A 12,065-nucleotide genomic window follows, 5' to 3' on the forward strand; every position below is an offset into this window, starting at 1 on the left:
ACAGAAGTTTGGTTGACAGGGATTCCCCTGTTCCTTTGACCATTAGTCCTTCTTAGTTTTCCCATCTACAGCAGATTATCCCCGGAAACCGCCACCTACAGTAGACCTCTTGCATCAATGGTGCCAAGCCCCCATTATCCCCTGCCCAGATTTGGGGGGCTAGGGAGGCAAAAACATGATTTATGCAATAAGTCTAGTGATAGAGTTTACGAGCCAGGATGTTTTTGGTGATCGTAACAAAAATTCATCATGACTGGTAGTACCTCCAAACCACTGACGAACAATTGAACGTTGATCAGCTGTCACCTCAATTATGCGTATGGAACGGTAGGCTCGCAACGGTATAATCACAGCGCTGGTGATCTAAATTATGCACCTCAAGTAGCGTGACCTACGGTCAATCCCGTAGCGTGGCCGTAGGCCAATCGCAACGGTTGTGATCTAAAATTCCCGTTCCGCCAACTCCATCCAACGCTCAGTTGCTGTATCAATTTCCTGAGTCAAGGCTTCCAAGGTCTGATAAAGTGCCTGGACCTCACTGGTATTTTTGGGAGGAGATTGATAAAGGGTTTTCTCCAACTCAGCTTTCTGAGCTTCCAGTTGGGGAATCTGACTTTCGAGTTGATCAAATTCCCGCCTTTCCCAATTAGACAGCCGACGGGGTTTGTTATTACTCGATGATTTTTTAGTGGACGGCTCGACCTTAGAGGATTCAGCCTTTTTCCCTTGAGTCTGAGCCATCTGTTGGGCTAGTTTTGCTTCTTCTTCTCGCTTATAATCGATATAAAGGGAATAATTACCAGGATACTGGCGTACCTTACCCTCAGATTCAAAGGCAAAGATTTTATCTACGCTGCGGTCTAGGAAATAGCGGTCGTGGGAGACAATAATCACACAACCATTAAACCCCTCTAGATACTCCTCCAGTACAGCTAGAGTTTGTACATCTAAATCATTAGTGGGCTCGTCAAGAATAAGTACATTGGGAGAACTCATCAGTACTTGCAACAGAAACAAGCGACGTTTCTCTCCACCGGAAAGCTTATGAATTGGTGCATACTGTTGGGTGGGAGGAAATAAGAAACGCTCCAGCATCTGTGAGGCACTGATCAATGTGCCATCAGCGGTTGTCACATACTCTGCTACGTCTTTAAGGTAATCAATTACCCGTTGATTTTGATTAAGAGCTTCGAGCAAATCTTCTGAATGCTGGTCAAAGTAACCGATATAAATGGTGGAACCAATTTCTATTTTACCAGCATCGGGCTGAATGCGTCCAGTAATAATATCCATTAGGGTAGATTTCCCTACGCCATTCCCACCAATAATGCCAACTCGGTCATCGGGACTAAATTCGTAGGTAAAATCTTTGAGCAGAATTCTAGCGTTATAGCCTTTAGAAACATTTTCTAACTCAATCACTTTTTTGCCAATGCGACGACCAGGGGTAGAAATTTCTACTTTACCCTGAGCTTGTTTAAACTCCTTGGCTTGCATGTCGTGAATACGGTCAATTCGAGCTTTTTGCTTGGTACTGCGAGCTTTTGGACCTCGTTTTAGCCATTCTAGCTCTCGGCGCAATACCCCTTGATGTTTCCGTTGAGTACTGATGGCTGATTCTTCAGCTAAGGCTTTTTTCTCTAAATAGTAGGAATAGTTGCCAGAGTAAGTATACAGGTCTCCCCGGTCAATTTCGATAATGCGGTTGGTGACCTGGTCTAGAAAATAGCGGTCGTGAGTAATCAGTAAGATTGCTCCACGATAACTATTCAGATAACTCTGTAACCACTCCACTGACATGGCATCAAGATGGTTTGTTGGCTCATCCATTAACAATACCTCTGGTTCCGCTAGCAAGGCAGCTGCTAAAGCAATCCGTTTACGATAGCCACCAGACAACTGACCAATGGGAGCATCAAAATCAACTATCCCTAATTTACTCAGAATAATTTTTGCCTTTGTTTCTAGTTCCCAAGCTCCTGTGGCATCCATCTGCTGGGTTACACTTGAGAGCTGTGCTAGCAGTTGGTTATCCTCGGGATTGTGAGCCAATTTCTGGGAAAGTTCTTCATACTCACGAATCAGAGTCATCTGCTGACCACTATCAGCAAACACTTGTTCCAAAACCGTGTTGTTTTCATCTAAGTCTGGTTGTTGGGGTAAGTAAACAATTTTAGTTTTGGGATTAACCGAGAGTTGACCACTATCAATGGGCTCAAGACCAGCAATTATCTTTAATAGGGTCGATTTGCCTGAACCATTAGTGCCAATTAGACCAACTTTATCCATAGGATCTAGACTAAAGCTAGCCTCTTTCAGGATTTCCTTAATCCCAAAGTCTTTGTGAACTGATTGTAGGGTGAAAATACTCATGAAAAATTTATAGGAAAGGGAGTAGGGATTAGGGAGTAGGGATTAGGGAGTAGGGATTAGGGATTAGGGAGTAGGGAGTAGGGAGTAGGGAGTAGGGAGTAGGGAGTAGGGAGTAGGGAAGATAAATATGTCTTAAGGTTTACTTAGACTGCTATAAATTTATTTAAAAAAAAACCGTTTTCTGGGTAGAAAACGGTTTTTGGTAGTTGTAATTTAACTACTAATAATCAAGTGCAAAATATCAAACTTACTATTACTAACTACCATGAAATTAAAGAGCTTTTGACTATTTTATTGACATTTTGATGCTATTGAGGTACGTTGTTTAGGTCAAAGATAAAGGGAACACTGTGATTCCCCTCACCACCAATAACCAGAACTTTAGGCATCTGAGCCCCACCTTCTCGCCAAGCTGCGATCGCTTCTTTCTGGAGCACCAGTTCACCCCCTTGGGCTTTGAGGGTTTCCGCCAACAGTCGTTGGGCTTCGGCCTTACCCTGAGCGCGATTAATTTCTGCTTGAGCTTCTTGCTCAGCCTCCTGTGCTATATAGACAGCTCGTTGGGCCTGTTGTTCTGCTACCTGTTTTTCTTCAACTGCCTTGGCAAATTCCCTAGAAAAATTCAGGTCAATGACACTAGTATCCAATACTTGGACATCATACTTGGCTAACCTTTCGCCCAAAGCCTTATCAAAATCTTCCTTTAACTGACTCCGTTGGGTAATCGATTCTTCAGCAGTGCGAAGGGCGGCAGCAATTTTAAATGACTCTTGAGTCTGAGGGGCAATAATTGTGGTCACTAGATTCTGTAGAGTTCCTTGTTTTCGTCTGATACTAACCACCTTAGTGGGATCGAGGCGGAAGTTGATGGCAAATCGTGCGGTCAAATCCTGAAGATCCTTTGTGGAACTCTGGGCTGGGACTTCAAACTTCTGTACGGTGACATCATACACATCGACTATAGAGACGAAGGGCAGTTTGAAGTGGATACCCTCAAGCAGAGCGCCATCTCTAGCTTTACCCAAAATACTAAGGACTCCAGCCTGACCGGGATTGATAATTACAAAACAATTAAAGGAGAGGAGAATAACTAATGCTGCGATAATCCCCCCGACTAAAGATTGCAAATTTTGTGGATTTTGGTTCCTCAAGTTTTAATCTCCTTTTGAATTATCCCCTGGATTAATCACAGGGTAATTAAGCACTGATGTTACCAGATAGGGCATTTGCCAGATCTCGTAAGCTTTATGGCATCATATTTTCAGCATACTAGAAAAGTTCGTCTATCAGCTTAAGCAAAGGGAACAGCGGATCTGGGAGTAGGGAACAGGGAGTAGGGAGTAGGGAGTAGGGAACAAAATTCTCAGCAATTCCTAGACGGATTGCTATATCAGCTGATGGGCTAGGCCCAAGCTACGCCGAACAGCTTATGGATCACAGGCTAGAAGCCTGTGCCACACTACTTGAGTGGCCACTGAGCACTGACCACTGACCACTGACGGCTGACCACTGAACGCGCACGCGTGCGCGTAGCGCTTAAGCTGACCGCTGACTGCTGACTGCTGATAGCCTACTTCAAAACCCTATATCTTCCCTAGCTGATTGGGCGGCTAAAAATACCTCTTGATCGGACACTTCTTGCCAATCTAGCTCCCCAATTTCCCGATAAAATTGCTGATCGTAAGCACGGGTCTTGACTACGACTGGCATTGGTACCGCATGTCCTAAAATCAAGGCTTGTTGCTTAGAATCGAGCTTGGCTAATACCGAACGCAAACTTTGGCCACCAGACACCCCAGTAAAAATTGCTTCAATATCTTTATCATCATTTAGTAAACAAGTAATCCTAGTTCCAATTTGAGACATGACTTCGTTATCAATGCCAGAAGGACGCTGGTCTACGACTAACAAGGTCACAAAATACTTGCGCATTTCACGGGCAATAATCCCAAAAATTGTTTGACGTACTGTGGCTGGATCTAGGAAACGGTGGGCTTCTTCAATGGTAATTACTAGGGGACGGGGGCGATCGCTGGCATTTTTCGACTGCAAAAATATTTCAGCTTTTCTGACATAACTGTTATGAATACGACGGGTAATTAAATTAGTTGCTAACATATAGGAAAGCATATTGGATTGGGAACCGAATTCTACCACAACATGCTTCCCGGCATCGAGAGATTCTAAAATTCGATTGACATAATTATGGGGACAAGCACTGCGGATATACTTCAATTCATCGAATCGGCTTAATTTGCGCTGTAATGCCATAATTGAAGACTTGTTGCCTCGTTTGACTTCGCAAAATTCCTGGATTTCTTCATTGGTCATAGACAGCAGTTGCACAATCCAGGATTTGCCAAATTCATTGCGTAAAATAATGGCATTTTCTAGACTAGCTTCAGAAAGATTTAACTCTCCTCGGACTAGGTTGATATCTTCTACTTCAATTTGGTCATAACTTAGATAAAGCTCTTGGGCATCCCGAATCCCTCGTCGTCTGGTGGATTCTGGGTCGAGGGTATAAACTTGTACCTGGGATGGAAAAAGCTGGCGCAACCCTTTGACTGTACTAAATTGTTTCCCTTCCGATACGGCTTCCCAGCCATATTCCGAGTGCATATCAAAAATTAAATTTACTGCTGCTTGCCTACGGATAATCCCAGATAGCAGTAGTCGAGTTAGAAAGGATTTACCGGTGCCAGACTTACCAAAAATCCCGTTACTCCGTTCCACAAACCGATCTAAGTCGATGCATATGGGGACTTCCATGTCAAGGGGTTGACCAATGGAAAAATTCCGGCGATGGGGGTCATCTTCCCAGCCAAAGACTGCCCGAAAATCCCGTTCACTAGCATCGTATACTTGAGAAAAGTGGCTGGGAATTGTTTTTACTGGTAACAATTCCATCTCTTCGCTACTTTGAGCTTGAAAGGAGCCTAAGGGACTTTTTCCATTTAGTTCCACTGGCTGTTGTGACTGGGACTTTTGTGGCGTAAACATTAGCATCGGGGTTAGATTAATCGTACCGTAGGTGCCACTACCTGCGAGTACATCCCGTAGAAAATCATCATTGGGATTAGGAGGATTAACCAGAATCCGCTGACTGGAGGTTCCCAAAGACACATCGGTGAGCATACAGAAGAAACGCGATCGCATTCCCTGGACCACCAGAAATTTCCCCACCCGCATATCTTCTACGGAGACATCGGGGTGTAATCGCACTTCCAATCCAGCAGACAAAGAGCCTTGAATAACTGAACCTAAAGGTTGACTTAAATCCATTACCATAATTCCAGGACTATAGCAATGCTAAATCATTTGGGTGATTGGAAGTAGGGAGTAGGGAGTAGGCTATCAGCTATCAGCTATCAGCTATCAGCTATCAGCTATCAGCTATCAGCTATCAGCTATCAGCTATCAGCTATCAGCTATCAGTTATCAGCTATCAGCTATCAGCTATCAGCTATCAGTTATCAGCTGATGGGATGGGTCACAGGCTAGAAGCCTGTGCCACACAAGCTAGTTGAGGTGCTATCAGCTTAAGCGCTACGCGCACGCTACGCGAACAGCTGACGGCTGACGGCTGACCGCTGACCGCTGACCGCTGACGGCTGACCGCTGACCCCTTAGAGTCAATTATTATTAGTCGATCTCAATTGATGTGGGTTGAGAATCACTAGGACTATCGGAAACTAAAGGTTTGCGATAATCAGCATAGATGCGATCGCGCCAAGCGAAAAAGGTTTCGTAGAGGTTACTATCGGCCAAGCCAGGAATGCCTTTACCTTGATATTGCTGGGGGATATCGAGATAATTCCCATCGGGGAATTTCAGGAGCAGACTTAAACCGGCTACGGCAAAATCTGCTAAGCAAGGGGAGTTGCTGACTAGATAAGGACTATCCAGGAGTAACAGACTCAAGGCTTCTAGGTCTTGCTTGAGACCATCTTTGGCTTCCTTGACGGCATCAGTGCCACAACCGACACCAAACCCTAGAATATCTAAAAATTCCGAGGGTACCGAACCAACTACTGTTTTGAGCAAATCCGGGGTTTGGTTCGGTAGGACCGATTTGCGGAAGTCGGGATTTTGGCTCAATGCGCCATAGACCACTTTCCGGCTTTTGGTACCAATGGATTCATCTGCCCATTCTTCGATCAGTAAACACAGTCCTCGTTCTTTGGGATCGGTGGGGATGATGGGTTTGTCGGGATACTTGCGATCCAAATACATTGCGATCGCAGTAGAATCACTAATCACGGTATCCCCATCTTTTAGCACTGGTACCTTACTTTGACCAGACAGTTGGAATAGTTCTAACTGTCCTACTCCTGGGGTTACCTCAATTTTGCGATAGTCCAGCTCTTTGTAATCCAGAATCAGTCGTACTTTCTCTGAGTATTGGGACAGTTCAAATTGATACAACTCCAGCATGTTGGATCTTCTCGCTGTTGATGTGGGACACTATGCTACTGTAGCGTTTTCACATTCCTCTTCCCACACTTCCCATACTTCCCACACTTCCCCCTCTCTTCTCCCGATTGCCGATTGCCGATTGCCGATTCCCTTCCTATAATTCCAAGGAAACCCCTAGTTCCGGAGTGATGACTTTTGTGGGCAGATTGTCCTGGAGGAGTTGCGATCGCAATTCTTCGAGACTCCCCACTTCCCGCACTACGGAACCCAAAACCCCTTCATACTTGACATTTTCATCAATGGTTGTGGGCAGAAAGACTTGGGGTCGTAACCATTGCGCCAATTGCAGTGCTGTCTTATGCCCTTGAACGATTGGCCCGGCTAAGGGAATTTCTAAGGTTAGGGCTGGGCTAATCACGATATCTACTGGGGCATAATCCTTGACTTCAGCAGGGGGATAGCCATGAGGTTCGTAGTAAAGACTGGTACCACTATCCAACTGCGTGATCAGATAGGCATTTTCCTGCTGGAATGGACCAATGGGTGCTCCTGGCAAGGCTCGGATTTCTAAGTGATTTCCTAACGCAACGGTTTCACCAGGAGTAAGGGGGGTTACCTGGGTATAACCTAGCTGTTTGACTACCTTTGCCGCACTAGTAGAGCCCACCACTGGAATAGTTTTGTCTAATTTTTCCAAGGTTGGGGTATGGGTGTGGTCCTCTAAGCCTTGGGAGAGCAAAATTAGGTCAATTTTATCCGGAATGCTGTTAATTGCTTCCGGTTTGTCCCCTTTAAAGAACCAAGGTAGATTGCCAAAGACCAATGAACCCACTAACCAGGGGTCAATCAGAATCCGTTGCTCTGGAAGTTCCAGTAGCCAGGTGTTTGCGCCGAAATGGGTGAGATACATAGTTTAGAATGTAGAATGTAGAATTTAGAATTTAGAATTTAGAATTTAGAATTTGGAATTTAGAAGTCTGCCTTCACCATTCACCATTCTGCCTTAACCATTCTAACTCAATTCTTCATTCTGCCTTCTGCCTTCACCATTATAACTCAATTCTGCCTTCTTCATTCTGCCTTCTTCATTCTGCCTTCTTCATTCTGCCTTCTTCATTCTGCCTTCTTCATTCTTAATTCTTCATTCTCAATTCTTCATTCTGCCTTCTTCATTCTTAATTCTTCATTCTTAATTCCATCGTAAATATCACTAAAGTTAATGGTAAAATCGATAGTACTTAATTCCAAAATTCCATTTTCTGATGTTTGCTCAGTCAGTAACCATTGTCCTTCAATAGTTTTAGCATGTTGGATGACATGATATCTGGCTTGGTCTATTAGTATATATTCTTTGAATTGGGGAATTGAGCGATAGTAGAGAAACTTCTCTCCTTGGTCATAGTTTCTAGTAGATTTAGATAAGACTTCAACAATTAGCAAGGGATTCATGACAGTAGTCTTACCTTTGCCGGTATAGATCGGTTTCCCCTTAATTACCATAAGATCAGGATAAGTATACTGACGATAATCAGGTATCCACAATCGCACATCACCGATATAGATATCGTAGTCTTTTCCTTTTAAGGCAAACTTCAAGTTAGCGGCAAAATTGAGAGCAATTTTATTATGATTGGTGGTTCCTCCAGCCATCGGTATAATTTCTCCATCCCGATATTCACTTTTATACTCAGCAGCTTCTTCTAGTTCTAAATACTCGTCTGCTGTGTAGTAGCGTTTTTTGTCTTGTAATAGCATCGTGTTTTTATTTGATAATAGGGAATAAGAATGTATAATTTAGAATTGATAATGAAGAATTTAGAATGTAGAATTTATAATTGGTAATTATTCATTCAGGGTAAACGCATTTTATTCTGAAATGCCTACTGGATATGAGATTGAACCGATAAGTATTTATGCTGATTAATTTTGAAATCGCTTCTGAGTAAGGCTTCTAGAATTTAGATGCGTTTGCCCTGGCGTAGCGTGGCCTACAGCCAAGCGCGAATCCGCATTAATTAACTTGGTATTCATAGCCGTCAGCCCTAAAGATTGTTTGCAAATATTTTGGATGTACATCAATCTTCTGAGCAGAAGTTTGTTCGCGTAGCGGAGACCGTAGGCCACGCTTCGCGAACGGCTTTGCCGAAAGCACAAAACTCGGACGATAACGAATAGCAATTCGCCCTGTGTATTGCCCAGCATACTTCCCTTTCTTGATATCAGCTTTGACAATATCCCCTGTCTGAAAGCCTCTAAAAAACTTAGCAGCAGGTGCATGAGCCTTTGGAAAACCGTACTTATCTGGACGGCATCGCTGACGAACGCCATGACCTTTGGCTGTAACCGTTAGTGGTTTCACTCCGCTTAGTAATAACATCTGTGGGGTAGACTTACCTACACAAGCAGCATCAGTCCAATGGGTTTTCTCAATACCCCTAGTTTTCCGGTTGAACTTAGTCAAGCCGCCAGAACCTACCTCAATAGGTAGCTCTGTTAGTTTTAGTCTTCTGAACAATTCCCATCGGGTTGCGTTAACTGCTGCTGCATCTTTTAAAGGGTTTTTGGCTTTAGCTAATACCTTTTTGAGTATTTCCGGCTTTTTTCTTAGGAATTTCTCGATCGAGTCATTACCTTTTTTCTGATTGCAGCTTCTGCACGCAAGAGTTAAATTACTAACTCGATTGCTACCACCTTTTGATTTGGGGATAATGTGCTCAACCTCTAAGGGAGTATCAATAGCGCCACAGTAAACGCAGTTATGTCCCCACTTAGTAAGTAAATACTCTTTTACCTCAAATCCAAATAGCTCACCGTGTTGATATTCAACTCCTGATACTTCTGGGTTTTGCATTTTCTGAGTATCAAATCGAACTAATTCTTGAGATATTGCGGTTATAGGACACAACTTGATCAGCCGCCTAACCCAAGTCTCAACATTGAAAACTCGACTCATTAATGATGGTGGCAACCAACCGTCAGGGCGTGTTCGGTTTAGAAATCTTGGCTGACGATATCGGGTTTTGCGATTCCGTCTACCACGTCTTAATGCTCGTCGAGATTCTAGAGCCTTCTTAATCTGTTGACCTCGATGGTTGATTTCTAAAGCATTGGTAACCCGTCCAGTTTGCTCACAAACAATAGCAATACCTGTTGTTTTTGAGCCGGGGTCTATCTTAATTCTGTGTGAATGAGTAACAGAATCATCGATAGACCGATCTGGCATGATGATAGTGAATGGGTAGCGTTTGAAAACTTTAGCCCTCCCTTTCTTAAGTAGTTCTCTAGCTCTCGCTGGATGACAAGGATCTAGAGGTTGTTTGTTTTGATCTAGAACGAAAACTCGCATTACGCACGAACACTCCGATAAACGGGTAGAGTTAGCCTCGACAATGTTATTCAACCTTGTTAGGTACAACTCACTGGTTTAACTCGTTACGCCTGTTTAAAGCTGTACGACAGTTGCTACAAACTGGCACGTATTTGTAGGTGTCATGAGCTGAATAACGTAGTTCTCTAAGAACTTAGTCTGGTCACGACAGAGCAATCAATCTCCCGCTATAGTCCGAAGGAATTAGCGGCGAGTTCGTGACGGACGTTTTCCATCCACATTTTCAGTATATTACACAAAATTTATTATTATAACATATTTTGAAAATTTTTGTACCAAATTCTTTAGGGCTAATGTTATCGCTCTACGCCTAAGCCTTCACCGGTCAGCGGTCAGCAGTCAGCAGTCAGCATTAAGCGGTCAGTTGTCTGCTTTGTGGCACAGGCTTTGGCCTTGGCCTTTTGGCCTTTTGGCCACGCTACGCGAACGGCCACGCGTGCGCGTTTGGCCACGCTGTGCGAACGATGCTGGGACTTTCCTCAGATTCAACAAATGGTTACCTGTTTGATTCAAAAGCACCATCTGTAGTGCATAAACTCATAGCTGTTCGCGTAGCGTGCGCGTAGCGCTTAAGCTGATAGCTGATAGCTGATAGCTGATAGCTGATAGCTGATAGCTGATAGCTGATAGCTGATAGCTGACAGCTCCCTATCTCCCTAACATTGCCTCATAAGCCTTTTCCATTTCCCTAGTAAATTGCTTACCATTCCACAAGGGGGCAGTTTGTCGAGATTGTCGCAGTTTCCAGGAAATCTGTTGTCTTAGAGCAGGGTCTTTGCCTAAGCGAATCCCCCACTCGATATACTGATCATCTGTCCAGGCAATGCCTTCGGTGATTCCGGCATTCATCATCATGGTGTAACTGTTGCGAGCAACAAACTGTTCTCCCACTCTGGTGACTAGGGGAATACCCATCCACAGGGTTTCCAGGGTAGTAGTGGCTCCATTGTAGGGATAGGTATCCAGGACCACATCCGCAATGCCTAAGTTGGCACGATGAACGGCTTCCGTAGGGACTTCTGGTAGAAACCGGAGGCGATCGCACTCTACTCCTTCTTCTTCCGCAATCTGGTTAAAGAACCGTGTGATCGAGTCTTGGTCAGATTTACCCTTAATCAAAAAGTAGCTATTGGGGACTGCTTTGATAATTTTCATTTGCAGCCTTGTGGTCTCGGGATTGCGCTTGTATCCCCTCTGACTACTGAGATAAACCGTGGCATCGTTGGGAATATCCAGGTGGTCCCGACGTAAGCTCGGTACACCCACTTCAAACCCATCCACCGCAATATAGGTTTGGGGTAAGCGCCAGATTTTCTCGGAATAGTAAGCTTGAGCGGAATCCGGTAATACGTAGGGGTCAGCAATCACGTAATCAATGGCAGGTAATCCTGAAGCATCCCACCCTAGCCAGGTGACTTGTACTGGTGCCAGTTTCAGGGCCATGACTGCACAGGTGATATCCAGGGTGATGCTATCAAGGTCAACTAAAATATCCAGTTGATCCTGATAAATCTGCTCAGCCACCTCTAGAACATGAATCCCTAATTTGCGAGGATGGTCTACCTGATTGACATACCATTCTTGGAGGTTATCGTTTACTAACTTGTAGTCTACGAAATAGCCATAAAGTTGAAACCGCTCCCGGTCATGATGCTCAAACAGCCAACGAGCTAGCCAGCCCACGGAATGCCGTCTTAAGCAATGACACAGGTATCCGACTTTTAAGGGTCTAGTAGTTTTTCCTCCCTCCTCAATTCCCCCCTTATTAAGGGGGGTTAGGGGGGATCCCTGCTCCCTATTACAGGGATTTTCCGATGAATTGACCTCACTACCTTCAGGTGCAAGCCCCCTAAATCCCCCAATTCTGGGGGACTTTAACTCAATT

General features: G+C 44.3%; 9 protein-coding genes. 1 reads left to right on the forward strand and 8 read right to left on the reverse strand.

Going from position 1 to position 12,065, the window contains the following annotated elements; translation table 11 throughout:
• Positions 1-441 precede the first annotated feature (441 nt).
• The 7 genes from F6K64_RS23805 to iscB form a co-directional block, all read right to left on the reverse strand.
• Complete coding sequence (locus F6K64_RS23805; protein ID WP_287253168.1) at positions 442-2,373, reverse strand: ABC-F family ATP-binding cassette domain-containing protein; 1,932 nt, start codon at positions 2,371-2,373, stop codon at positions 442-444.
• A 308-nt stretch (positions 2,374-2,681) separates the two neighbouring features.
• Positions 2,682-3,524 (reverse strand): prohibitin family protein, encoded by an 843-nt coding sequence (locus F6K64_RS23810; RefSeq protein ID WP_008190859.1) that lies wholly within the window; start codon positions 3,522-3,524, stop codon positions 2,682-2,684.
• Between the two features lie 424 nt (positions 3,525-3,948).
• Positions 3,949-5,658, reverse strand: a complete 1,710-nt coding sequence (locus tag F6K64_RS23815; RefSeq protein ID WP_008190861.1) for a helicase HerA domain-containing protein — start codon at positions 5,656-5,658, stop codon at positions 3,949-3,951.
• A 360-nt stretch (positions 5,659-6,018) separates the two neighbouring features.
• The gene (locus F6K64_RS23820) at positions 6,019-6,810 is read right to left on the reverse strand and encodes a glutathione S-transferase family protein (protein WP_008190864.1); all 792 of its coding nucleotides are present in this window, start codon (positions 6,808-6,810) and stop codon (positions 6,019-6,021) included.
• A gap of 136 nt (positions 6,811-6,946) precedes the next feature.
• Positions 6,947-7,702 (reverse strand): MBL fold metallo-hydrolase, encoded by a 756-nt coding sequence (locus tag F6K64_RS23825; RefSeq protein ID WP_008190866.1) that lies wholly within the window; start codon positions 7,700-7,702, stop codon positions 6,947-6,949.
• A 245-nt stretch (positions 7,703-7,947) separates the two neighbouring features.
• Positions 7,948-8,547: a Uma2 family endonuclease gene (locus tag F6K64_RS23830; protein ID WP_287266461.1), complete on the reverse strand. Its 600-nt coding sequence runs from the start codon at positions 8,545-8,547 to the stop codon at positions 7,948-7,950.
• Between the two features lie 256 nt (positions 8,548-8,803).
• The gene (iscB, locus tag F6K64_RS23835) at positions 8,804-10,138 is read right to left on the reverse strand and encodes an RNA-guided endonuclease IscB (protein ID WP_287266502.1); all 1,335 of its coding nucleotides are present in this window, start codon (positions 10,136-10,138) and stop codon (positions 8,804-8,806) included.
• A gap of 417 nt (positions 10,139-10,555) precedes the next feature.
• On the opposite strand from iscB, the gene F6K64_RS23840 reads away from it, so the two are divergent.
• Positions 10,556-10,708, forward strand: a complete 153-nt coding sequence (locus F6K64_RS23840; protein ID WP_154659979.1) for a hypothetical protein — start codon at positions 10,556-10,558, stop codon at positions 10,706-10,708.
• A gap of 120 nt (positions 10,709-10,828) precedes the next feature.
• Here F6K64_RS23840 and F6K64_RS23845 read toward each other — a convergent pair.
• Positions 10,829-12,065, reverse strand: a 1,237-nt coding sequence (locus tag F6K64_RS23845; RefSeq protein ID WP_287266464.1) for an O-linked N-acetylglucosamine transferase, SPINDLY family protein, incomplete at its 5' end; no start/stop codon positions are given.

This window comes from Moorena sp. SIO3A2 (assembly GCF_010672265.1).
Lineage (GTDB): Bacteria > Cyanobacteriota > Cyanobacteriia > Cyanobacteriales > Coleofasciculaceae > Moorena > Moorena producens.